Annotated in this window: 20 protein-coding genes; 7 read left to right on the plus strand and 13 right to left on the minus strand. The window is 72.0% G+C overall.

Annotated elements, in window-relative coordinates:
* Positions 1-14: 14 nt before the first annotated feature.
* From CP977_RS04945 to CP977_RS05000, 12 genes are read right to left on the minus strand one after another with little or no spacing between them, the layout of a single operon-like run.
* Positions 15-557, minus strand: a complete 543-nt coding sequence (locus tag CP977_RS04945; RefSeq protein ID WP_062757926.1) for a nuclear transport factor 2 family protein — start codon at positions 555-557, stop codon at positions 15-17.
* A gap of 50 nt (positions 558-607) precedes the next feature.
* Positions 608-1,276: a hypothetical protein gene (locus tag CP977_RS04950; protein WP_062757928.1), complete on the minus strand. Its 669-nt coding sequence runs from the start codon at positions 1,274-1,276 to the stop codon at positions 608-610.
* Positions 1,273-1,803: a hypothetical protein gene (locus CP977_RS04955; protein ID WP_062757931.1), complete on the minus strand. Its 531-nt coding sequence runs from the start codon at positions 1,801-1,803 to the stop codon at positions 1,273-1,275. The genes CP977_RS04950 and CP977_RS04955 overlap by 4 nt, the downstream gene beginning before the upstream one ends.
* Positions 1,800-3,080 carry an MCE family protein gene (locus CP977_RS04960; protein WP_152369684.1) on the minus strand — a complete coding sequence of 427 codons (1,281 nt, stop codon included), beginning with the start codon at positions 3,078-3,080 and terminating at the stop codon, positions 1,800-1,802. Before CP977_RS04960 ends, CP977_RS04955 begins: the two co-directional genes overlap by 4 nt.
* Entirely contained in the window at positions 3,077-4,384 is a 1,308-nt protein-coding gene (locus tag CP977_RS04965; RefSeq protein WP_152369685.1) for an MlaD family protein, read from the minus strand. Before CP977_RS04965 ends, CP977_RS04960 begins: the two co-directional genes overlap by 4 nt.
* The gene (locus CP977_RS04970; RefSeq protein ID WP_183953347.1) at positions 4,381-5,409 is read right to left on the minus strand and encodes an MCE family protein; all 1,029 of its coding nucleotides are present in this window, start codon (positions 5,407-5,409) and stop codon (positions 4,381-4,383) included. Before CP977_RS04970 ends, CP977_RS04965 begins: the two co-directional genes overlap by 4 nt.
* Positions 5,406-6,452, minus strand: coding sequence for an MCE family protein (locus CP977_RS04975; RefSeq protein WP_152369686.1), 1,047 nt, complete (start codon positions 6,450-6,452; stop codon positions 5,406-5,408). The genes CP977_RS04970 and CP977_RS04975 overlap by 4 nt, the downstream gene beginning before the upstream one ends.
* Complete coding sequence (locus tag CP977_RS04980) at positions 6,449-7,504, minus strand: MCE family protein (protein ID WP_062757942.1); 1,056 nt, start codon at positions 7,502-7,504, stop codon at positions 6,449-6,451. The genes CP977_RS04975 and CP977_RS04980 overlap by 4 nt, the downstream gene beginning before the upstream one ends.
* Entirely contained in the window at positions 7,501-8,754 is a 1,254-nt protein-coding gene (locus CP977_RS04985) for an MCE family protein (protein ID WP_062757944.1), read from the minus strand. Before CP977_RS04985 ends, CP977_RS04980 begins: the two co-directional genes overlap by 4 nt.
* Position 8,755: 1 nt before the next feature.
* The gene (locus CP977_RS04990; RefSeq protein WP_062757946.1) at positions 8,756-9,562 is read right to left on the minus strand and encodes an MlaE family ABC transporter permease; all 807 of its coding nucleotides are present in this window, start codon (positions 9,560-9,562) and stop codon (positions 8,756-8,758) included.
* Between the two features lie 5 nt (positions 9,563-9,567).
* The gene (locus CP977_RS04995) at positions 9,568-10,332 is read right to left on the minus strand and encodes an MlaE family ABC transporter permease (protein WP_062757948.1); all 765 of its coding nucleotides are present in this window, start codon (positions 10,330-10,332) and stop codon (positions 9,568-9,570) included.
* Entirely contained in the window at positions 10,329-11,342 is a 1,014-nt protein-coding gene (locus CP977_RS05000; protein ID WP_062757950.1) for an ABC transporter ATP-binding protein, read from the minus strand. Before CP977_RS05000 ends, CP977_RS04995 begins: the two co-directional genes overlap by 4 nt.
* A 710-nt stretch (positions 11,343-12,052) precedes the next feature.
* Here CP977_RS05000 and CP977_RS05005 point away from each other — a divergent pair.
* The 6 genes from CP977_RS05005 to CP977_RS05030 all read left to right on the plus strand — a co-directional run bounded on the left by CP977_RS05005 (position 12,053) and on the right by CP977_RS05030 (position 18,214).
* Positions 12,053-12,694, plus strand: a complete 642-nt coding sequence (locus CP977_RS05005; protein WP_062757952.1) for a hypothetical protein — start codon at positions 12,053-12,055, stop codon at positions 12,692-12,694.
* A 131-nt stretch (positions 12,695-12,825) separates the two neighbouring features.
* Positions 12,826-13,476: a hypothetical protein gene (locus tag CP977_RS05010; RefSeq protein WP_062757954.1), complete on the plus strand. Its 651-nt coding sequence runs from the start codon at positions 12,826-12,828 to the stop codon at positions 13,474-13,476.
* 89 nt (positions 13,477-13,565) lie between these two features.
* Positions 13,566-15,203 (plus strand): DUF6801 domain-containing protein, encoded by a 1,638-nt coding sequence (locus CP977_RS05015; protein ID WP_152369687.1) that lies wholly within the window; start codon positions 13,566-13,568, stop codon positions 15,201-15,203.
* 41 nt (positions 15,204-15,244) lie between these two features.
* Entirely contained in the window at positions 15,245-16,189 is a 945-nt protein-coding gene (locus CP977_RS05020; RefSeq protein WP_062757959.1) for a hypothetical protein, read from the plus strand.
* Between the two features lie 216 nt (positions 16,190-16,405).
* Positions 16,406-17,617, plus strand: a complete 1,212-nt coding sequence (locus CP977_RS05025; RefSeq protein ID WP_062757961.1) for a PucR-like N-terminal domain-containing protein — start codon at positions 16,406-16,408, stop codon at positions 17,615-17,617.
* A gap of 51 nt (positions 17,618-17,668) precedes the next feature.
* Positions 17,669-18,214 (plus strand): flavoprotein, encoded by a 546-nt coding sequence (locus tag CP977_RS05030; RefSeq protein ID WP_062759243.1) that lies wholly within the window; start codon positions 17,669-17,671, stop codon positions 18,212-18,214.
* 86 nt (positions 18,215-18,300) lie between these two features.
* Here the strand turns inward: CP977_RS05030 and CP977_RS05035 are convergent, their stop codons facing one another.
* Positions 18,301-19,515, minus strand: a complete 1,215-nt coding sequence (locus CP977_RS05035) for an acyl-CoA dehydrogenase family protein (protein WP_062757963.1) — start codon at positions 19,513-19,515, stop codon at positions 18,301-18,303.
* 212 nt (positions 19,516-19,727) lie between these two features.
* Between CP977_RS05035 and CP977_RS05040 the strand changes: the two genes are divergently transcribed.
* Positions 19,728-20,375, plus strand: a complete 648-nt coding sequence (locus tag CP977_RS05040) for a TetR/AcrR family transcriptional regulator (protein ID WP_062757965.1) — start codon at positions 19,728-19,730, stop codon at positions 20,373-20,375.
* Positions 20,376-20,386 lie beyond the last annotated feature (11 nt).

Genomic DNA, 20,386 nt, shown 5'->3' on the forward strand with positions numbered 1-20,386 from the left:
CTGGTACGGGCCGGTCAGCCGGCCGCCGTGCCGCCCACGGGGGCCTGCCCCAGGGCACTGAGCTTCCACTGCCCGTCGGTCCGGGTCAGTTCGCCCAGCATGCGGCTGTCCTTGTCGGTGCTCTTGCTGTCGGGCGTCGTGACGGTGATGCGCAGGGCGACCAGCAGCCGGGCCCGTCCCGCGCGGTCGTCGAGCTCCGTGACGGCGCCGGACAGCACCCGGGCCGTGGTCACCGTCTTCGCGGCCTTCACCTGACCGGCGAACTCCGTGCGCCCGTCCACGAGTTGCTGGTGGAGTTCGCCGGTCGTGGAGGACTCCCAGAGGTCGAGGCCCTGGTCCACGCGCCGGTGGTCGAGCGTGTTGAGGTTCTGCACGGCCTGCTCCCCCGCCGCGAGGGCCCGGTCGCGCTGCACGGCGTACGCGGCGGAGTCGTCGTGGGCCGCGGCGTACCAGTCCCGGCCCGCCCAGGCCGCGAGGACGCCCGCGACGAGGGTGAGGACGAGGGCCACGGCCAGGGCCGGCCGGATGCCCGCCGGGGTGCGGACCGCGCGTGTCATGGAGTGCTCCCGTCTCCCGCTCGTGCGCATGCGCACGCTCGTGCCCATGGTCAGCGGGCCTTGATGTCGACGATCAGCCACCGGTCGTCCCGGAACTCCGCGGTGACGGTGAGCTGGGCGGCGGCGGACGTGGCGGGTGCCGCGTCCCGTTGCGAGGTCTGGTCGAGGAACACGAGCAGGCGCGCGGTGTTCCCCCTGAGTTCGATCACCCCGGTGCGGACGGCCTGGGTGGTGAGGGTGACGCGCTGCTCGACCAGGCTCGCGCGGACCTGGGCGAACAGGTCGGCGTACTGGCGGGCGGCGCGTCCGGAGAGGGCGGTCCTGGCGGAGCGCTCGGCGGCGTCGGCCTGGGCGGGCGCGTAGGAGAAGACCCGGGCGAGGCCTTCGCCGACGTCGCCGCCGACGCGGGTGGTGGCCGCGGTGTCGGTGAGCGCGTGGTTGCGGGCGGAGGGGGTCGAGCGGAGCTGGTGGGCCCCGTAGAAGAACGCGCTTCCGCCGAGGAGGAGGGCGACGACGGTCGCGACGAGGACGGCTTTCCGGCGGCGGGGGGTGAACGGGCCGGCGTTGCCGCCGTTGCTGTCGCTGTCGTTGTCGCCGTCTTCCGGTGTACCCGGTGCGTCCTGGGGCTCCTCCCCGTCGCGCTCGGAGATCTCCGGGGTTTCCGGGGCTTCAGGTGCTTCCGGGGTCCCGTGGGCCGTTTCGCGCAGCAGTCGCGTCACTCGTCCCCGCCCTCCTTCTTCTCGTTCTCCTCCGCGCCGGCGACGGGGACCGCGCTCAGGGCCGCGACCTTCCACGTGTTCTCGCCGGTGCGGTTCAGGACGGCCTCCAGGCGCTTGCGGTCGGAGGTCGCGGCGGCGCTCCCGCGCGGGGTGACGTCGACGCGTACGGTCGCGATGAGCTTCGCCGTGCCGGCGCGCACGTCGAGCGCGGTGAGCGCGGCCTCGGTGACCTCGGCGCGCGCCGAGGCGCCCACCGCGGGCGCGGTGCGGCCCAGTTCGGTGCGGAGCGGGCCGGTGGAGGCCTCGCGCCAGGCCCGTACGCCCGCTTCGGCGCGCTCGCGGGTCGAGGCGTCGAGCGTGTTCAGGACGGTGAGGCGCTGCCGGCCCTCGGCGAGCGCGGTGTCCCGTTCGCGGCCGAAGGAGAGGCCTTCGTCGGAGCGGGCCTGCGCGTAGGTCCACGCGCCGGTGCCGCAGAAGCCGAGGGCGACGACGAGGGCGCCGGCGCCGAGGATCCTCGCCCGCCTCATCGCGTGCTCCCGGTGCCCAGGCCGAGGAGTCCGGCCATGTCCGTCGGCCCGCCGCCCTGGCCGGGCAGTGCGAGCGCGCCGGGCAGGGACTGCCGCTGCGGGTCCGCCGTACCGCCGCCCGTGCTGCCCGAGGGCAGGGAGCCCGGCTTGGCCGGTACGGGTACGGGGCCGCCCCTCGGGGCGTGCGCCGAGCCGCGCACGTTGACCCCGGTCGCCGCGGAGGCCGTGCAGGCCGCGCCGGTGTTGAGGGCGGGCGCGGTGCCCAGGTCGAGGCCGTTGCGGTAGCGCGTACCGCCGTACCCGGAGGTGCAGGGCAGGGGTTTGAAGAAGGTGACGGCCATGCCGAAGTTGACCTTTCCGCCGTCGACGGCGGTGGCTCCGGCCGAGACGGCCGCCGGGTACTTGACGAGCAGTTCCTCGATGCCGCGCTGCCGGGTGACGGCCACCTCGGAGGTGGTGAGGAGGTTGGCGAGGACGACGCTCAGGCTCGGGTCGAGGTCGCGCAGGAGGCCGCTGACCTGGCCGGCCGCGTCGGGGGTGACGGTCAGGACGCGCCGCAGGTCGGCGTCGGAGCCCTTGAGGGCGGCGGCGAGGTCGCGGGCCCCGGTGGCGAAGCCCCGGATGGCACGGCTCTCGTCGGCCTGGGTGCGCAGGACGACCTCGCCGTCGTCGATGAGCCGGACGGTGGACGGCAGTGCCCGGTCGGCGGCCTGGACGAACGCGCTGCCGTTGTCGAGGAGGGCCTGGAGGTCGTCGCCGTGGCCCTCGAAGGCCTTGCCGAACTCGTCGACGACCGTGCGCAGGGAGTCGAGGGGTACGGAGGTGGTGAGGTCGTTCATGCTCGCGAGCACGTCGGTGACCGGAGCCGGCACCTGGGTGTCGGTCTGCTCGATGCGGGCGCCGTCGGCGAGGTAGGGACCGCCGTCGCTCTCGGGGCGCAGGTCGATGTACTGCTCGCCGACGGCGGAGAGCCCGGCGACCACGGCCTTCGCGTCGGCGGGGATCCGGGGGGCCGACTTCTTGATGCGCAGTTCGGCGACGACGCCTTCGGCGGTGAGGTCGATGTCGCCGACGCGTCCCACGGAGACGCCCCGGTAGGTGACGTCGGAGTGGGTGAACAGGCCTCCCGTACGGGCGAGGTGGACCTTGACGGAGTAGTGGTCGGCGACGCCGACGTGGCGGCCGAGGTCCGCGTAGCGGATGCCGACGAAGCCGAGGACGAGGACGGCGATGACGAGGAACGCGAGGTTCTTCAGCCGTACGGTGCGGGTGATCACCGGTTCTCGCCTCCGTGCGTCGGGGTGCCGCCCGTGCGGACGGGGGGCAGCGGCAGGGTCGGTCCGGCGCTCGGGCCCTGACCCTGGCTTTGGCGGGCGCCCGGCTCGGGCTCCGGCTCGGGTTCCGGCTCGGGTTCCGGGTCCGTCGTCTCCGGGGACGACGGGGTGGGTTCGGGGTCGGTCTCGGTCTTGGGGATCAGGGGCGGGATGATCTCGGTGCCGGGGGCGGCGGCGAGGTGCAGATAGGTGTTGAGGTAGTCGCCCTTGATGCCCCGCATCACCTCGTCGGTGAAGGGGTACGTCAGCAGGACCTGGAGCGATTCGGGCAGGTCGGCGCCGGCGTCCGCGAGCGCCTGCAGGGTCGGCGCGAGGGCCTTCAGGTCGGCCACCATGTCCTTCTTGCTCGCGTTGACGGTGGAGACGGCGACGCCGGACAGGGTGTCCAGGGCGCGCAGCATGGTCAGCAGGGAGCCCCGCTGGTTCTCCAGCGTCTTCAGGCCGGGCGAGAGGCCGGTGAGGACCGTGTCGACGTCCTTCTTGCGGCCGGCGAGGGTGGCGGAGAGGCGGTTGACCCCGTCGAGGGCGCGGGTGATGTCGCCGCGGTGCGCGTCCAGGTTGGTGACCAGGGTGTTCACCCGGTTGAGCATCGAGCGGACCTCGGGCTCGCGGCCGCCGAGCGCCGCGTTGAGTTCCCGGGTGATGGTCTTCAGCTGGTTGACGCCGCCGCCGTTGAGCAGCAGGGACAGGGCGCCGAAGACCTCCTCGACCTCGGTGTTCCGGCTGGTGCGCGCCAGCGGGATGACGCTGCCGTCGGCGAGGTCGCCCCCGCTCCGGCTCGCGGCGGCCTGCCGGACGCCCGCCTTGCCCGTACCGCTACCGCTTCCGTTCCCGTTGCCGCCCGGTGCGACGAGCTGGACGTACTTCTCGCCCAGGAGGCTGGACTGCTCCAGGCGGGCGCCGGAGTCGGCGGGCAGCCGGACGTCGCCGTTGATCTTCAGGGTGACGCGGGCGGTCCAGCTGCCGGGCACCAGCTCGATGGCGGTGACGCGGCCGACGGCGACGTCGTTGACCTTGACCGCGGACTGCGGCACGAGGCTCAGGACGTCCTCCAGTTCGGCGGTGACCGTGTACGGGTGGGGGCCGAGGTCGGCGCCGCCGGGCAGCGGCAGGTCCTCGATGCCGTCGAACCGGAGCGGGTCGGCCGGGACCACGCCGAGGACGACGGCGATGCCCAGGCCGAGGGCGATCGTGCCGACGGCCCCGGCGCCGAGGAGCTTCCCGGAGGGTGAGGTGCCGCGGCTCATCGCTCCCCCTTCCCGGTGCCCGCCGCGGAGCCGCCGGCCACCGGCAGCGGGAGCAGCGGGCCGCCCATGCTGATCTCGTTGAGGTTGGCGCGCCCGTCGAGGGTGCGGGTCTTCGGGTTGTACGTGTTGACGAGGTTGCCTGCGGCGAGCGGGGCGACGTCGAGGGCCTCGGCGAGGGAGGCGCGCTGGTCGACGAGGGTCTGGGTGAGGGGCACGAGCCGGTCGACGTTCTTCTTCAGTTCGCCGCGGTTCTCCTTGATGAAGGTCTTGACCTGGGCGAGGGCCTTGCCGAGCTCCTTGAGGGCGCCGGTGAGGTCGTCCTTGTTGTCGGCGAAGTAGCCGACGACCTCGTCCAGGCGTTCCTGCGCGGTGCGGACGTCGCCGTCCTTCTTCTTGAGCATGGTGGTGAAGGTCTGGAGCTGTCCGAGGCTGGTGAACAGCTGTTCGCTGCTGCCGTCGAGGGTCTTGGCGGCCTTGCCGAACTCCTCGATGGAGGTGCCGATGGAGGCGCCGTTGCCCTTGAGGTTCTTCGCGCCGGTGTCCAGGAGCGCGGACAGGGCTCCGGCGGAGTTGGCGCCGTCGGGGCCGAGGGCCTCGCTCAGGTCGGTGATCGACGCGTAGAGCTGGTCGATCTCGACGGGGACGCGGTTGCGGGAGGCCGGGAGTTCGGCTCCGTCGGCGAGGGCGGGGCCGCCGCTGTAGGCGGGGGCGAGCTGGACGTAGCGGTCGGCGACGATGCTCGGGGCGACGACGACGGCCCGGGCGTCGGCGGGGACGCGGACGCCCTCGTCCAGGTGGAGCCGGACGCGGACGCGGGTGCCCTGCGGTTCGACGGACTCGACCTCCCCGACCCGTACGCCGAGGACGCGCAGGTCGGAGCCGGCGTAGACGCCGACGGCCCGGTCGAAGTAGGCGGTGACGCGGGTGCCGTCGGGTTCGAGGACGCGTACGGCGACGAATCCGCAGGCGGCGAGCACCACGAGGGCGAGGCCGGCGGCGAGGGGCGTTCTGGGCTTGGTCATCATTCACCGCTCCCCTTGGCCGTCGCCGTCTGTTTCGGCGGCAGGCATCCGGTCGTGGGCTGCGAGGCTTCGGGCAGATAGGTCCGGGGCACCACGCCGCACAGGTAGCTGTCGAACCAGCGGCCGTTGCCGAGGGCGTTGCCGACGAGCCGGTAGTACGGGCCGACGAGCGCGAGGGTCTTGTCGAGCTGGCCGCTGTTCTTCTCCAGGACGGCGGTGACGCGGCCGAGGGCCTTGAGGGTGGGGCCGAGCTGCCGGTCGTTGTCGCCGACGAGGCCGCCGAGCTGGACGCCCAGCTCCCTGCTGCCCTTGAGCAGGGCGCGGATGGCGTCGCGGCGCTTCTTGAGCTCCCCGAGCAGGGAGCCGCCGTCCTCGATGAGCGTCTCGAAGCTGGACTTCCTGCCCTCCAGGGTCTTGGTGAACTTCTTGCTGTTCTCCAGGAGCCGGGCGAGTTCGGTGTCGCGCTTGGAGACGGTCCTCGACAGTTCGGAGAGGCCGGTGGCGGCGTTGCGGACGTGCGGCGGGGAGTTCTTGAAGGTGTCGGAGATGGTCTCGAAGCTCTCCGCGAGCTTCTCCGTGTCGAGGGAGTCGACGGTGCCGCTGAGGTCCTGGAAGGCCTGTGTCACGTCGTACGGGGAGGTGGTGCGGGACTGGGGGATGCGGGTGCCGGGGTCCTGGGGGGCGGAGCCCAGCGGGTCGAGCGTCAGGTACTTCTCGCCCAGGAGGGTCTTGATGGCGATGGCGGCGGTCGACCGGTCGCCGACCCAGGCGTCGCCGACCTCGAACGTCACCTTGACCTTGGGTCCGTCGAGGGAGACTCCGGTGACCTTGCCGACCTTGACGCCGGCGATGCGCACCTCGTCGCCCTCGTCGAGTCCGGCGGCCTCGGTGAAGTCGGCGCTGTAGGCGGTGTCGCCGCCGACGAGCGGGAGCCGTTCCACGTTGTAGGCGAGGGCGGCGAGGAGGGCGAGGAGGAGGAGTCCGACGAGGGCGACGGCGACGGGGCTGCGCTCCTTGACCGGCTTGAGCCGGGGGCGGGGGCTCATCCGCGGCACCTCGATTCGGTCACGGTGACGCCGGTCGGGGGCTTGGAGCCGTCGGAGGTGGCCACGCCGCTCACGCGCGCCTCGCAGAGGTAGAGGTTGAACCACGACCCGTACGAGGAGAGGCGGGCCAGGGCGGTCATCTTGGCGGGGGTGTTGGCGAGGAAGGACTCGATGCGGGGGGTCCGGTCGGCGAGGTTCCCGGAGAGCCGGCCCAGTTCGCGGATGTCCTTCTTGAGGGGGGCGCGGCCTTCCTGGAACAGTCCGGCGGTCGTGGTGGTGAGGTCGCCGATGGCCTGGACGGCCTGGCCGAGGGGCTTGCGGTCGGCGTTGAAGCCGGTGACGAGCTTCTGGAGGGTGACGACGAGGTCGTTGAAGCCGGCCTCGCGGTTGTTGAGGGTGGTCAGGACGGTGTTGAGGTGGGTGACGACCTGGCCGATGACCTTGTCCTTGGCGGCGACGGTCTTCGTGAGGGAGCCGATGTGCCGCAGGAGGCTGTCGACGGTTCCGCTCTCGCCCTGGAGGACCTGGACGAGGGAGCCGGCGAGGTCGTTGACGTCGGCGGGCGAGAGGCCCTCGAAGAGCGGTTTGAAGCCGTTGAAGAGCAGGGTGAGGTCGAGCGCGGGCGTGGTGCGCTCCAGGGGGATCGTGTCCCCTGACCGGAGGGTGCCGGACAGGTCGCCGCTGCCGCGGTCGAGGGAGACGTACCGCTGGCCGACCATGTTGAGGTACTTCACGGCGGCGGTCGCGGAGCGGGGCAGGGTGCGGTCCTCGCGGACCGTGAAGGTGACCTGGGCGGTGCGCCGTTCGACGACGCGCACGTCGGTCACCTCGCCGACCTTCACCCCGGCGATGCGGACGGAGTCGCCCTCGGTGAGGCCGGTGACGTCGGTGAACAGCGCCTTGTACGAGGAGGTGTCGGAGCCGACGCCGGTGTTGGCGATGCTGAGGCCGAGGACGGTGGTGGCGAGCGCCGTGACGAGGACGAACACCAGGGACTTCAGGACCGTGCCGGTCAGGCCGCGCCGGCGCGTGTGGGCGGGGGGCTTCGTCATCGGAGGGTCACCTCCGCTCCGCGGAAGGCGGGTCCGGCCAGGAGGCTGCTCCAGTCGGGGAGGTCGCCGGGCCGTTTCTTCGCGGCGGGGGCGAGGAGTTCGTTGACGAGGTCGTTCTCCTGCGGGGAGTTGGCGGGCCCGAGGTCCTGGCCGGCGGCGGCGGAGGCCTGGGCGGCGGGTGCGGCCGGGGCGCCGAGGTAGGGCACGGGGTGGCAGCGCGGGCCGCCGCCGGAGCCGTACGAGGGGGTGTCGCGGCCGGGGACGTAGGCGCCGCGCGGGGCCACGGCGGTGACGTTCACGTGGAGTCCCGGCCGGTTCGTGCCCTTGCCGAGCGCCTTGTCCATGGCGGGCACGAACTGGGCGAGGGTGCGCAGGGTGCACGGGAAGGACGGGGAGTACTCGGCGAGCCGTTCCAGGGTGGGCCTGCTCGTGGCACTGAGCCGGATGATGTTGTCCTTGTTCTGGCGCAGGAAGGCGGTCAGGTCCTGGGACGTCCGGGTGGTGGCGCCGAGGGTGCCGGCCAGTTCGGCCTCCTTCTCGGCGAGGGTGCCGCTGGTGGTGGTGAAGTCGGTGAGCGCGGTGAGGATGTCCGGGGCGGCGTCCGCGTAGAGGTGGCTGACCTTCACGAGTTCTTTCAGGTCCCTGTTGAGGGTGGGCAGGTGGGGGTTGAACTCGCGCAGGTGGGCGTCGAGTTGCGTGAGGGTGTCGCCGAGCTTGTCGCCGCGTCCCTCCAGTGCCCGGGAGACGGCGGAGAGGGTCGCCGAGAGCTTCTGCGGCTGGACGGCGGTCAGCAGGGGCAGGACGTTGTCGAGGACCTGCTGGAGTTCGACGGCGTTGTCGGAGCGGTCCTCGGGGATGACGGCGCCGGGGCCGAGCGGCTTCGCCGAGGGGTTGCCGGGCGGTACGAGGGCGACGAACCGTTCGCCGAAGAGGGTGGTGGGCAGCATCTGGGCACGTACGTCGGAGGGGACGTGGCCCAGGGTGCCGGGCCGCATGGCGAGGGTGAGCCGGGCTCCGGTGCCGGTGGCCTCGATGGCGCGGACCTCGCCGACGACGACGCCGCGCAGCTTGACCTCGGCGCCGAGGTGCATCTCGTTGCCGACGCTGCCGGTCTCGACGACGACCGGGTCGGAGTCGGTGAAGCGCTTCTCGTAGACGGCGACCGCCAGCCAGGCGAGCAGGGCGGGCACCAGGAGGAAGACGACGCCGGCGCACCGGCGGCGCAGGGTCTGGGCTCGTGGATCGCTCATCTCACCCCGCCACCTTCACGGTCGTGGTCGCGCCCCAGAGGGCCAGCGACAGGAAGAAGTCGGTGACGCTGATCAGCACGATGGCGTTGCGCACGGAGCGGCCGACGGCGATGCCGACGCCGGCGGGGCCGCCGGAGGCGCGGAAGCCGTAGTAGCAGTGGGCGATGATCACCATCACGCTGAAGATCAGCACTTTGAGCACCGACAGGAGGACGTCCGTCGGTGACAGGAAGAGGTTGAAGTAGTGGTCGTAGGTCCCCGCCGACTGTCCGTTGAAGAGGACGGTGACGTAGCGGGAGGCCAGGTAGGAGGAGAGCAGGCCGATCGCGTAGAGCGGGACGATGGCGACGACGCCGGCGATGATCCGGGTGGTGACCAGGTACGGCACGGAGCGGATGCCCATGCCTTCGAGGGCGTCGACCTCCTCGTTGATGCGCATGGCGCCGAGTTGGGCGGTGAAGCCGGCGCCGACGGTCGCGGAGAGGGCGAGTCCGGCGACGAGGGGGGCGATCTCGCGGGTGTTGAAGTAGGCGGAGACGAAGCCGGTGAAGGCGGCGGTGCCGATCTGTTCGAGGGCGGCGTGGCCCTGGAGGCCGACGACGGTGCCGGTGAAGAGGGTCATCGCGACCATCACGCCGATGGTGCCGCCGATGACGCCGAGGCCGCCGGAGCCGAAGGCGACTTCGGCGAGGAGCCGCTGCACCTCCTTGAGGTAGCGGCGCAGGGTCCGCGGGATCCAGAGCAGCGCCTTGACGTAGAACAGGAGCTGGTCGCCGGAGCGGTCGAGCCAGACGAACGGGGAGGCCATCGGCCTCAGCCTCCCTTCGGCGGGACGATCTGGAGGTAGAGGCCCGTCAGCACCATGTTCACGAAGAACAGCAGCAGGAAGGTGATGACGACGGACTGGTTGACGGCGTCGCCGACGCCCTTGGGGCCGCCGCGGGGGTTGAGTCCCCGGTAGGCGGCGACGATGCCCGCGATGAACCCGAAGATCAGGGCCTTGAGTTCGCTGATGTACAGGTCGGGCAGCTGGGCGAGGGCGGAGAAGCTGGAGAGGTAGGCGCCGGGGGTGCCGTCCTGGAGGACGATGTTGAAGAAGTAGCCGCCCAGGGTGCCGACGACGGAGACCATGCCGTTGAGGAGCACGGCGACCGCCATGGTGGCGAGGACGCGCGGGACGACCAGGCGCTGGACGGGCGAGACGCCCATGACCTCCATGGCGTCGAGCTCCTCCCGGATCTTGCGGGAGCCGAGGTCGGCGCAGATGGCGGAGCCGCCGGCGCCGGCGATCAGGAGGGCGACGATGAGGGGGCTGGCCTGCTGGATGACGGCGAGGACGCTGGCGCCGCCGGTGAAGGACTGGGCGCCGAACTGCTGGGTGAGCGAGCCGACCTGGAGGGCGATCACGGCGCCGAACGGGATCGAGACGAGCGCGGCCGGCAGGATGGTGACGCTCGCGACGAACCAGAACTGCTCGATGAACTCGCGGAACTGGAAGGGGCGCCGGAAGACGGCCCGGCTCACCTCGGCGGCGAGGGCGAAGAGGCGGCCGGTCTGCCGCAGCGCGCCGGTGATCACGCGCCGCTCCCGGCGGCCGGCATGCGCAGGGTGGGGGCCGCGGCGGTCCGCGCGTAAGTGTCCTGGATGGCGGCGCGGGCGGCGGGCGGCAGCCGGTCGAGCATGCCGAGGACCCGTTCGCGGCGGCGTGCGACGGCCGCGCGGGGCGGCAGGCCGGGCGAGGGCTCCAGCTGCGGGACGATGACGCGGGGGGTGTCCGTCCGTACGCCTCCGGCGCTGTCCGCCTCGGCGGCGAGGGTGGCGGCGTCCTTCTCCTCGGACATGCCGATGGGGCCTTCGCGGCGGCCGGCGAGGAACTGGGTGACGACCGGTTCGTCGCTGGTGAGGAGGACTTCGCGGGGGCCGAAGGTGACGAGGTCGCCCCGGAAGAACATGCCCATGTTGTCGGGGACGGTGGCGGCGATGTCCAGGTTGTGGGTGACGATGAGCATCGTCGCGTCGATCCGCGCGTTGAGGTCGATGAGCAGCTGGGAGAGGTAGGCGGTGCGGACGGGGTCGAGCCCGGAGTCCGGTTCGTCGCACAGGACGATCTGCGGGTCGAGGACGAGGGCGCGGGCGAGGCCGGCGCGCTTGCGCATGCCGCCGCTGATCTCGCCGGGCAGCTTCCCCTCGGCGCCGAGGAGGCCGACGAGTTCGATGCGCTCCATGACGATGCGGCGGATCTCGGACTCCCGCTTGCGGGTGTGCTCGCGCAGCGGGAAGGCGATGTTGTCGAAGAGGGTCATGGAGCCGAAGAGGGCCCCGTCCTGGAACATGAGGCCGAAGAGCTTGCGGGTCTCGTAGATGTCGCGTTCGGGGCTGCTGACCATGTCGACCCCGTTGATGAGGACGCGGCCGCGCTGGGGTTTCAGCAGTCCGATGAGCGATTTCAGGAAGACCGTCTTGCCGGTTCCGGAGGGGCCGAGCATCACGCTCACCTCTCCGGCCGGCAATGTCAGCGTCACGTCCTGCCAGATTTTCTGCTTGCCGAAGGACATGGTCAGACCCTCAACGGCTACTTCGATTCCCATACCACCTCCAGCAGGCGTGAGTCGGGGCGTGCACCGCGGGCGCACGTTAAGTCGGTGCGGATCACCGGGACAATAGGCGCGTCGCCGTGATCCTTGCTCCGTTGCCGTTCTTGTCACCGTGGAGACAAACCCCGATCCGGTTTTTGTCTCCGCCGAGACACAGCGGGCGTCGCTTCTCCTCGGGGCCCGGCGAGCGGGTCTCCGTCGCCGGAGTCCCGCACCGGCGCGGCGGCCGGACCGACCTGTGGGTGCGCGCCGACCTGCGACTGAGCGCCGCCCGGGGAACGTTACGGCCGAGTAACCTCCCGGGGCAATACCGGGTTCCGAGTTTTCGGAAGTCGGGGAAGAACGGCCCGATATTTGTCATCGGGGAAACAGGTTCGCCGTCCGACTTGTCATCGGCAAGAGCGAATACGTGCCTCTTCAGGGCCCCCCGGGCCACTGCGCGGAGGCCTCTTCCCGACCCTCGGGCGATCGATCATAATTGTCGACATTGCGCACCCCGGAACCAAGGCGATTCCTGATATCGCTCACCCACTTGACAGGCGATGAGGCATCTTCAAAGAATCATGGACTTCGCCATTGTTCAGCTAAGTTTCCCGCAAGTAACGTCAGGTTTCGCAGCCGGGGAAACCCGAGCCGCCGGCCGCTCGCCCCCCTCCGACGTGGCCGTCCTCCGCTGGTCGATCCCCAAGGAGAGTCCCAGAGCCATGAAGAAGACCATCAGAAAGACCGCCGTCGTCGCCGGAGCCGCCACGGCCGCCCTCGCCCTCGCGGTGACCCCGGCCATGGCGGTGCCCTCGACGGTCTGGACCGTCAGCCCGGCGCCGTCGCCCGTGCCCGTCTCCGCGACGAACACCGGGAACATCGTCCTGAGCGTCAACGGCATCGCCATGACGTGCACGAAGTCGGCCGCCACGGCCTCGATGTCCAGCGCCACGGGCAACCCGGCGACCGTCGCCTCCATCAGCGCCATCTCCTTCGGCGCCACCGGCGCGCCCTGCACCAGCGTCCTGGGCAACGTGACCACCGTCGCCACCACGCCCTGGACCATCGTGGCCCAGGACTACAACTCCTCCACCGGCATCACCTCGGGCTACGTCGGCAACGTCGACGCCAAGGTGACCGTCGGCGCCTGCGTCTTCCGCGTGACCGGCAAGGCCTCCGGCACCTACCAGAACTCGACGGGCAAGCTGGCCGTCAACAGCGTCGCCGGCGAGCTGACCGTCGTGTCGTCGACCAGCTGCGGCGCGGCGGTGCCGGTCGGCGCCAAGCCGCTCTTCAAGGGTGCCTACCTCGTCAAGAAGACGGGCACCACGATCATCCCGACGATCGTCGGCTCCAACCCGTAAGGGTCCGGGAACCCGCGTCCGTCCGGCCGGCGCCACCGGCCGGACGGGCGCGGGCTGTCCGCGCACCCCACCGCCCTTCCCCCTCCGCTCCCGCACGCGGGGGCGACGCCCATCGAGGAGAGTCCCGCACCGTGAAGAAGCCGATCAGGAAGTGCGGCACCGCCGCCGGAGCGGCCGCGGCCGCGTTCGTCCTCGCGACGGCCCCTGCCTCGGCGGCCCCCTCGACCGTCTGGACCGTCGGTCCGTCACCGGTCGGCGTCTCCGCGACGAACAGCGCGAACGTCGTCGTGCTCATCGAACTCGTCAAGGACAACGGCATCGCCGTGACGTGCTCGCGGTCGTCCTTCTCGGGCGGCCTGCGGAGCGCCACCGGCAACCCCGCCACCGTCGGCACCGTCGACTCCTTCGCGTTCGGCGCCTCCGGCGCGCCCTGCAGCAGCGTGCTCGGCACCATGAGCTTCGCCCCCACCACCCCCTGGACCCTCGTCGCCCGGGACCACGACGCCTCCACCGGCGTCACCAGGGGCCACCTCGGCGACGTCGACACCCGGGTCACCTGGGGCGCCTGCGTCTTCCGCGTCCGCGGGACGATACCCGTCGCCTACACCAACGCGACGGGCAGGCTGACCCTCGCCGGCACGACCGGCGGTCTGACCGTCGTCTCGCAGACCAACTGCGGTGCCTCCGCCCCGGTCGGCGCCAGTCTGATCGTCAAGGCCGACTACCTGCTCAAGAAGACGGGCACCGCCACCGTTCCGACGATCGTCGGCTCCCACCCGTAAGGGTGCGGCTCCCCGCCTTCGCGGACCGGCCGCGCCCCGCGCCGACCCCTCCTCCCGTCGGCACCCAACGACCCGAGCGGAGCACACAGATGAGAGGCCCCGGGCCCACCACCCGATCCCCCCGCGTCCGCGTCCGCGCGCGCGGCGCGACGATCGCCGCGTTCGTGGCGCTCGCCCCCCTGCTCCCGGCCTCGGCCGTCGCCGTGGGGACGCTGAAGGTCGACACCGCCCTGCCCTACGTCTGCACCCTGCCTTCGGGACAGCAGCCCGCGACGGTACGGATCACGGCGGCCTTCCCCGAACGGGCGGCCGTGGGCGAGGAGATACGCCCCGTCGACGTCACCACGACGGTGGAGCTCCCCGCCGGGGCCGTGGCCGACCTCACCGCGCCCAAGGCCGCCACCGTACGGGCGGAGACACGGCTCGCGGTCGGCGTGGCGCAGCGGGAGCAGCGCGCGGAAGCCGTGTGGAGCGGTACGTCGCAGCCCGTCGCCGTGCCCGCCGAAGGGCCCCTCGTGCTCACCACGACCGGTGACGTCCCCTCCCTGACGACGGACGTCCCCGGCGATCTGACCCTCGTCGCCGGGGCGTTCGCCGTCGACCTCGCCCCGAGCACGGCCGACGGCGCGGCCACCACCCCCGCGTCCCTCTCCGTCACCTGCGCCCCCGGCCCGGACGCCGGGGAGCGCACGCGGCTCGTCACCCTCCCGGTCGGCGCGGACGCCCCCACCCCGGAACCGACCCCCCTTCCCACGTCACCGGCCGCCCCTTCGCCGTCCGCCTCCTCGTCCGGCCCGCCCGTGCCGTCGCTTCCGCCGGACCGGACGACCCCGGCGGAGCCGGAGACCGCGAACGGGGCGAGCGGGGCCCCGAAGGGTCCGCGGGTCGGCCCGCGGGCGGACGACGGGACCGCGTCCCCCGCACCGGCGGACCGGCCGGCCGCGCCCCCCTGCCTGACCGAGAATCCGACGCCCACGTCGCTGTCCGCCTACGTCACCGGCTACAGCAACGTGCGGAAACAGAAAGGCGCCTCGCTCCTCCCGGTGTCCTGCATGCTGATCGAACAGGGCCTCTCGGGGGAGCCGCCCTATCCCCCTCCGACGGACGAGATGCACTTCTTCGTCCCGTCGACGGCCAACCTGTCCTACCAGGGGCGCAAGCAGACCCCGCCCTTCACCTCCACCTTCCTGTCCTTCGACTTCCAGCCGGTCACGGCGACCATGGTCCTGGAACAGGCCGGCCCCATCACGATCGAAGCGCTCCTGCGCATCTTCATGTCGGACTTCTCGAACTCCACGGACACCGTGGTCCGGGCACCACTCGTCCTGCGCGTCCTCGACGTCGAGGTCAACGGCGTCGCACTGGACGTGGGCCCCTCCTGCCGTACGGCGGAGCCGCTCACCTCCACCGATCCCGACCCCTCCCGGCACCCCGGGAAGCATCTGGTGCTCCAGGGGAAGGGACGACTCGTCAACGGCACCGACGCCGTCGGCTACCTGCTCTCCAGCGGCGGCCCGCTCACCGGCGAGACGACCATTCCGGCCTTCAAGGGCTGCGGTGCCAATGGAGAGAACCTCGACCGGCTCCTCACCGCCTCCATCTCCGGCCCCGGCAACTACGTGAAGCAGACGCAGGGCCAGGCCTGTGCCGTCGACCCCGACGCCTGGAACCCGGCCGAGTGCACCGAGGACTCCCAGCCCCTCGTGATCCCCAAGCCCGAGCGCTGACCCGCCCCGCCCCGTCCCCTTCCGCCAGAAAGGCCTCCGCCATGCCCCTCGTCCCCGCCCGCACGAAGCTGGCCACCGTCTCCGCCCTCACCGCCCTCGGCGCCTTCGCCTCCATGGGCACGGCGACCGCCGCCGCCCCCGAACTGAACGGCGGCTGGGGCCCGTCCACCCGCTGCCCCGTCGACGCCCCCGCGATGCTCGCCACCGACGGCCTCGACAGGTCGCCGCAGTGCGTCGTCTCCTTCTCGCTCAGCGGCTCCATCAAGCTGGGCAAGACGACGGTGCCCACCGGGAAGACCAACCTCCAGATGGGGGTCGTCCAGAACGCCGACGGCACCAGCACGGTCGTCGCCCCGCCCGCCGGCGCGCTCATCGCCGACTCCGCCACCGTCCCCGGCGGCCTGCTCGGCCTGATGTGTCCGAGCGACATCCCGTTCATCACCAGCATCTGCAAGCAGCTCTCCGACGGGAAGCTCAACAAGATCACCGCCACCATGGAGTCGGTCGGCTCCCCCTCGGACTTCGACCAGATCGCGGGCGTCCTCACCGACCAGCCGATCGTCACCCTCCCGGTCCGGATCCGCCTGGAGAACCCGTTCCTCGGCGGCAACTGCTACATCGGGACGAAGGAGAAGCCGATCCTCCTGCGTCCGCGCAACTTCACCGCGCCCGAGTTCGGCCTGGAGCGCTTCGGCACCGACGGCACCCCGAACGAGGAGGGCGACCTGAGCCGCATCAACCTCCTCGGCTCCACCCAGGGCGACAACACCTTCGCCGTCCCCGGCGCCAGCGGCTGCGGCCTCGGGCTGTTCGGCCTGATCGACGGCGCGGTCAACCTCAAGACGGGCCTGCCCTCCCCCGCCGGGAAGAACAGCCTCGTCCTCAACAACACCCAGACCTACCTGACCGGCCTGTACGCGCCGGGCGTCGTCGCCCCCGACGCCGGGAAGGTCTTCTCCCAGAGCTGGCACTCCGCCGTCAAGTAACGGCCACTCAGGGGCGATTACCGGCCTAGTCGGCGGCACACGCCCTCCCCGGGACGCCAACTCCTGCGCAAGTTGTGTACAGCAACGAGCAGGTGTCCTAGCTTCAGCAGTCCCCGCAGGTACGCACCTGACGGTCGTGGCGGCGCCCCGTACTCCGGGCGGGGCGCCGCACCGCCGTTCCCCCACCGGTCGCGCAGAAGAGCAAGGGATCGGTCCATGCCCGCTATCGCACAGCCGCCGAGCGTCGGCGAACCCCTCGACCCGCTCCCCCGGGAGTTCGCCGAGCTGATGAGGCCGGAGATCCCCGGTCTCATCAAGGAGATCGGCGTGGAGGTCCAGCGGACCTACCCGGTGTACGCCCACCTCTTCAACGGGCCCCACTCGGACGCGATCCGCCAGGGCGTGGAGCAGGCCCTGGCGGCCTTCGTGGACCGGGTCGCCGACCCCGGGACGAACTCGGCCCTCCGCGACGAGCTGCTGCGCAAGTTCGGCCGGGTGGAGGCCTACGAGGGCCGCGACCTCGACACCCTGCAGGGCGCCTACCGCCTCGGCGCCCGCATCGCGCTGCGCCGGGCCAAGAGCATCGGGCGCACGTACAACCTCTCCCCCACCCTCATCCTGGCCTTCGCGGACGCCCTCTTCGCCTACGTCGAGGAGCTGGAAGCGCTTTCCCGCGAGGGTCACGCCATGGTCCAGGGGCGCGCGATGTCGGACACGGCGGCGCTGCGCAGACAGCTCCTCCACCTCCTGCTCGCCGGGCCGCCGCTGCCCCGGACGACCATCGCCGAGCTGTGCCGGGAGTCCTCCTGGGAACTGCCCGCCGAGTGCACGATGGTCGCCTTACGGGCCCCGGTCGCCGAGCTCGTCCAGGCGGGCCTGGACCGCGACGTCCTCGCCGACCTCAGCCTCCCCCAGCCGCACCTGCTCATTCCGGGCCCGCTCACCGCCGAGCGCCTCGCGATGCTCGAATCCGCCCTGGCCGGCACCCCCGCCGTCGTCGGCCTGACCGTGCCGCCGCCGCAGGCCGCCCACTCCATCCGCTGGGCGCGGCGCGTCCTCCAGCTCATCGACGACGGCATCGTGCCGGACGCGCCGCTCGTGCGCTGCGAGGAGCACCTGACAACGTTGTGGCTGCTGTCCGACCCGGCGCTCACGCACCACCTCGCCGCGCGCGAACTGGCCCCGCTCGACGGCCTGTCGGGCAGCCGGCGCGACCGGCTGATCGAGACCCTGCGGGTGCACGTCTCCACCCGGGCCCCGGCCGAGCAGGTCGGCGAACTGCTGGGCGTGCACGCCCAGACGGTCCGCTACCGGCTGCGGAACCTGGACAACCACTTCGGCGACCGGCTCCTCGACCCCGATCACCGCTTCGCCCTGGAGGCGGCGCTGCGCGCGCTGCACCTGCGCGACAAGAAGCGGAAGGGCTGAGTCCGGACCGAGTTCGCTCTCGTACGACCGTCATGTGATCGGATGGTGGTCATGAACGATCGGACCCTGTACCTGTTCAGCAGTGCCGCCTCACCCGTCTTCGACGTCGCACGGGTCGTCGAGGAGGCGCAGGCCGACGGCTGGGACGTGTGCCTCGGCCTCACGCCGACGGCCGCCCGCTGGCTCGTCGGCTCCCTCGACGGTCTCGCCGCGCTCACCGGCCACCCCGTGCGCTGGGACCACCTGCTCCCCGGCCAGCCGGACGCGTGGCCGGAGCCGGATGCGATCGTGGTGGCGCCGGCCACCTTCAACACGGTCAACCGGTGGGCGCTCGGGCTCACGGACACATGGCTGGTCGGGGTGGTGGCCGAGGGCATCGGCAGGCGGATCCCCACGGCGGTGATGCCGTGCGTGAACTCCGCGTACGCCGCGCACCCCCGGTTCGACCTCTCCCTGGAGATCCTGCGGGGCGCCGGGGTGCGGGTCCTGTACGGCGAGGGAGGGTTCGTCCCGTACGAGCCTGGCGGGGAGGACCCCGCCGGCTACCCGTGGCGGACCGCGCTCGACGCGGTCGCGGACGTGCTCCGGCCGCTCTGACGCGTCCGCCCCGCACCCCGGGAAGGGGTGCGGGGCGGACGTACGCCTCGGTGGGCCGGCCTAGGGTCTGTCCGGCGGATCAGGGCCTACTTGGCGATCGTGCGGCTGATGACCAGGCGCTGGATCTCACTGGTGCCCTCGAAGATGGTGTAGATGGCGGCGTCGCGGTGCATGCGCTCCACCGGGTACTCGCGGGTGTAGCCGTTGCCGCCGAGGATCTGGATGGCCCGGGCGGTGACGTCCTTGGCGACCTCGCTGGCGTACAGCTTGGACATGGAGCCCTCGGCCGAGGTGAAGGGCTTGCCGGCGGTCGCCATCCAGGAGGCGCGCCAGACCAGGAGGCGGGCCGCGTCGATCCGGGTGGCCATGTCGGCGAGCTGGAAGGCGACGCCCTGGTTCTCGATGATCGGGCGGCCGAACTGGACGCGGGTCTTCGCGTAGTCGAGGGCCACCTCGTACGCGGCACGGGCGGTGCCGACGGCCATGGCGCCGACGGCGGGGCGGGAGGCCTCGAAGGTGGCCATGGCGGCGTTCTTCACGCGCTCGCCGCCCGCCTTGGCCTTCTCCCGGGCGCGGGCGAGGCGCTCGTCCAGCTTGTCCTTGCCGCCCAGGAGGCAGTGACCGGGGATCCGGACGTCCTCCAGGACGACCTCGGCGGTGTGGGAGGCGCGGATGCCGTGCTTCTGGAACTTCTGGCCCTGGGAGAGGCCGGGGGTGTTCGGCGGCACGATGAAGGAGGCGTGGCCCTTGGAGCCGAGCTCCGGGTCGACGACGGCGACGACGACGTGGACGTTGGCGATGCCGCCGTTGGTCGCCCAGGTCTTGGTGCCGTTGAGGACCCACTCGTCCTTGGCCTCGTCGTACACGGCCCGGGTGCGCATGGAGGCGACGTCCGAGCCGGCGTCGGGCTCGGAGGAGCAGAAGGCGGCGACCTTGACGTCGTTCGCGTCGCCGTACATCTGCGGGACCCAGGTGCCGATCTGCTCCTCGGTGCCGTTGGCGAGGACGCCGACGGCGGCGAGGCCGGTGCCCACGATGGAGAGGGCGATGCCCGCGTCGCCCCAGAAGAGCTCCTCCATGGTCATGGGGACGCCGAGGCCGGTCGGGTCGAAGAACTGCTGGGCGTAGAAGTCGAGGGAGTAGATTCCGAGCTTGGCCGCCTCCTGGATGATCGGCCAGGGGGTCTCCTCACGCTCGTCCCACTCGGCGGCCGCGGGACGCATGACATCGGCCGCGAAGCCGTGGAGCCAGTCGCGCACCTGCTTCTGGTCCTCGTTGAGCTCGAACGTGAACTCGCCCATTTTCCCTCCCAGCAGTATGTTACTTGCGGTAACAGCAGTCTGTTACCGCCGGGTAGGGGCTGTCAACCTGCGCGGCGGCGTTCGGCCCGACCGGCACCGGGGCCGGGCCGGGTGTTACGTTGCGACGGCCCGACAAAGACAGCACACAGGACCGCGGGGCCGCCGGGCACGGAACCGCGGGATCGAGACCGTACGGCCGGGGAGACAGGCACATGGACATCGCGCACCGGACCACCGACCAGCAGACGCCCGCCGAGCAGCGGCGGCGCGAACTGCTGGAGGCGGCGGACCGGGTGGTGCTCCGGGACGGCCCCAAGGCCTCCATGAACGCGATCGCGGCCGAGGCCGGCATCACCAAGCCGATCCTCTACCGCCACTTCGGCGACAAGGGCGGCCTCTACCGCGCCCTCGCCACCCGGCACACCGACGCGCTCCTCGACGCCCTGCGGGCCGCGCTCGACGCCCCCTCCGACCGGCGCCGCCGGGTCGAGTCCACCCTCGACACCTACCTCGCCTCGATCGAGGCGATGCCGCAGGTCTACCGCTTCCTCATGCACCCCGCCGAGGAGCCCCACCAGAACGAGCAGGGCTTCGACGTCGGCCGCCACTCGGCCCCGCTGCTGCGCCGCATGGGCGAGGAGCTCGGCCAGGTCATCGCCGAGCGCGTCGACCTGGGGCCGGGCGCCGAGGCCCAGGCCCGGATCTGGGGCCACGGCATCGTCGGCATGATGCACGCGGCCGGCGACTGGTGGCTCGGCGAGCGCCCCTGCTCCCGCGCCGAGCTGGTCCGCAGCCTGGCGGACCTCCTCTGGGGCCGCCTGGCCGAGGCCGACGACCGCGCGGACGGGCCGGGTTTCTGAGGACCCGCGGA

Origin of the sequence: Streptomyces cinereoruber, from assembly GCF_009299385.1 — a bacterium.
In the GTDB taxonomy this organism is placed as follows: domain Bacteria; phylum Actinomycetota; class Actinomycetes; order Streptomycetales; family Streptomycetaceae; genus Streptomyces; species Streptomyces bikiniensis.

Coding starts and splice junctions, on each gene's coding strand:
- CP977_RS05015 (WP_152369687.1), top strand. CDS start 13,566: ATGAGAGGCCCCGGGCCCACCACCCGATCCCCCCGCGTCCGCGTCCGC.
- CP977_RS04990 (WP_062757946.1), bottom strand. CDS start 9,562: ATGGCCTCCCCGTTCGTCTGGCTCGACCGCTCCGGCGACCAGCTCCTG.
- CP977_RS04965 (WP_152369685.1), bottom strand. CDS start 4,384: ATGAGCCGCGGCACCTCACCCTCCGGGAAGCTCCTCGGCGCCGGGGCC.
- CP977_RS04955 (WP_062757931.1), bottom strand. CDS start 1,803: ATGAGGCGGGCGAGGATCCTCGGCGCCGGCGCCCTCGTCGTCGCCCTC.
- CP977_RS05025 (WP_062757961.1), top strand. CDS start 16,406: ATGCCCGCTATCGCACAGCCGCCGAGCGTCGGCGAACCCCTCGACCCG.
- CP977_RS05035 (WP_062757963.1), bottom strand. CDS start 19,515: ATGGGCGAGTTCACGTTCGAGCTCAACGAGGACCAGAAGCAGGTGCGC.
- CP977_RS05030 (WP_062759243.1), top strand. CDS start 17,669: ATGAACGATCGGACCCTGTACCTGTTCAGCAGTGCCGCCTCACCCGTC.
- CP977_RS05005 (WP_062757952.1), top strand. CDS start 12,053: ATGAAGAAGACCATCAGAAAGACCGCCGTCGTCGCCGGAGCCGCCACG.
- CP977_RS04970 (WP_183953347.1), bottom strand. CDS start 5,409: ATGATGACCAAGCCCAGAACGCCCCTCGCCGCCGGCCTCGCCCTCGTG.
- CP977_RS04945 (WP_062757926.1), bottom strand. CDS start 557: ATGACACGCGCGGTCCGCACCCCGGCGGGCATCCGGCCGGCCCTGGCC.
- CP977_RS05000 (WP_062757950.1), bottom strand. CDS start 11,342: ATGGGAATCGAAGTAGCCGTTGAGGGTCTGACCATGTCCTTCGGCAAG.
- CP977_RS04985 (WP_062757944.1), bottom strand. CDS start 8,754: ATGAGCGATCCACGAGCCCAGACCCTGCGCCGCCGGTGCGCCGGCGTC.
- CP977_RS04980 (WP_062757942.1), bottom strand. CDS start 7,504: ATGACGAAGCCCCCCGCCCACACGCGCCGGCGCGGCCTGACCGGCACG.
- CP977_RS05020 (WP_062757959.1), top strand. CDS start 15,245: ATGCCCCTCGTCCCCGCCCGCACGAAGCTGGCCACCGTCTCCGCCCTC.
- CP977_RS05040 (WP_062757965.1), top strand. CDS start 19,728: ATGGACATCGCGCACCGGACCACCGACCAGCAGACGCCCGCCGAGCAG.
- CP977_RS04975 (WP_152369686.1), bottom strand. CDS start 6,452: ATGAGCCCCCGCCCCCGGCTCAAGCCGGTCAAGGAGCGCAGCCCCGTC.